This is a genomic window from Microcoleus sp. B9-D4, assembly GCF_036705105.1.
In the GTDB taxonomy this organism is placed as follows: domain Bacteria; phylum Cyanobacteriota; class Cyanobacteriia; order Cyanobacteriales; family Microcoleaceae; genus Microcoleus.
This window is the reverse complement of the sequence record NZ_JAUBTS010000161.1, coordinates 1-1,847: the sequence shown is the minus strand read 5'-3', so window position 1 is coordinate 1,847 and position 1,847 is coordinate 1. Positions and strand designations below refer to the sequence as shown.

Here is a 1,847-nt window from a genome sequence, read left to right as displayed (position 1 = left end):
TCCCGCCCGTCCTTTTTGGACGGGCGGGACGCCCATCCCACTTTCAAGAGTGGAAGTTATTTAATTCTCATTCCTAAGATCAGGTTCGGTAAATTAACCGTAACTTTGGTAGGGGCGGGTTCACCAATATCTATAATATAAGCCTCAGATCCGTAAATCCGCCCCTACCGGGATATTGAAATTTTTAGCGATCGGCCTCTAGACAAAATGGTAGCCAGTTGCGGTAAAATTGTGGTGGTCAAATTAAAAAGTATTTGAAAATGCCCAGCACCATCTCCGACATTAAAGTAAAAACGATCGCAGGCGAAGACAAGCAGCTAGGAGAGTACGCTGGCAAGGTACTCTTGATAGTTAATGTAGCTTCCAAATGTGGCTATACACCTCAATACAAAGGACTCGAAGAATTGAGCAAGAAGTACAGCGCGGCTGGACTCCGTGTTTTAGGATTTCCCTGTAACGACTTCGGAGGTCAAGAACCCGGAAGTAATCCAGAAATCGTCAATTTCTGTACTACAAAATACGGCGTCACCTTTGAATTATTTGACAAAGTACGCGCTAAAGGCACTCAACAGCACCCGCTGTACGCTAAGCTTACGAGTGCAGTCGATCCCAAGGGTGAGGTTTCCTGGAATTTTGAGAAATTCTTAGTTAGCAAACAGGGTGAAGTGGTTGCTAGATTCCGCAGTAGTGTTGGCCCCGATTCGCCCGAACTGATCGCTGCCATCGATCGAGAATTGGCAAAATAAGAAGTTCGACAATTAAGCTGTCGGCAGGATTTAACTGATTTAACGGAGGGAGGTTTAGGGAAGAGGGAAAAAATTAATTATGCTTTTTTTAGAATAAGTTGATATCTAATTTTTTTCTGCTCTTCCCCATTGTTTGCAAGCACTCAAACCTGAACAAATACCGATGATTGTATTTAATTGGAGAACTGTTTAATTTAATGGAAAATACATCGGGATTAGATTTAGTGGTAGGTTTACTTGCCTTCGCAATTCTGGCAGGTGGTCTGGCCATGCTATTTGTAGGCATGGCATCGTTTCCTAAAGAAAAATAATACTAATCGATATGATGTGTGATCGCACAACCCTAATAAAAGTGTTCGTAGTGAGGACTTCAGTCCTCATATAAATCTGAGGACTGAAGTCCTCACTACCAACTTAAAACGGTTATTTTCCCTGGCCGGATCTGAATAAATCTAACAGCATTCAATTTTAACATTCGCAATAATTTAAAATCATGCAAACTACCGAAAACAACGTCAAAATAGCCCTCGCGCCGGGGAATTTGCGCCGCGTTCACCATATCGCTTTAAACGTGCGCGACATGAAAGCTTCCCGCCAATTCTACGGTACAATTCTCGGCCTGCACGAACTAACAGGTGCAGAAATTCCTGCAACTTTAACAGAAATGGTAGCCGCTGGTAAAGTCGCTAATTTCGTTACCCCAGACGGTACTGTTATTGACTTATTTTGGCAGCCAGACTTGGAACCGCCAAACCCAGACCCGGAGAAAGCTTTTACCCGCGCCAACCACTTAGCCTTCGATATCGAGCCGGATTTGTTCGATCGCGCTCTGGAAGTGCTAAAGTCAAATCAAATTGCGATCGATAGCGGCCCCGTCACTCGCGCTACAGGACGCGGCATTTACTTTTATGATCCTGATGGATTTATCATCGAAATCCGTTGTGATGCAGTTTAAACAGTCGCTATCGGGTTCTCCGTAGTCCGGGTGCACCCTACATTTACTCTTTGGATCGCGGTACTCCCTAATGATCGCTAATTAAATAACTTATAATTTTAATTATTATTGTGGGATGGGCGTCCCGCCCGTCCAAAAAGGACGGG

2 protein-coding genes are annotated in these 1,847 nt (G+C 44.1%); both read left to right on the top strand.

Going from position 1 to position 1,847, the window contains the following annotated elements:
• Positions 1-260: 260 nt before the first annotated feature.
• Complete coding sequence (locus QUB24_RS33330) at positions 261-746, top strand: glutathione peroxidase (protein WP_333157861.1); 486 nt, start codon at positions 261-263, stop codon at positions 744-746.
• Between the two features lie 493 nt (positions 747-1,239).
• The gene (locus tag QUB24_RS33325) at positions 1,240-1,701 is read left to right on the top strand and encodes a VOC family protein (protein ID WP_333157859.1); all 462 of its coding nucleotides are present in this window, start codon (positions 1,240-1,242) and stop codon (positions 1,699-1,701) included.
• Positions 1,702-1,847: the final 146 nt, after the last annotated feature.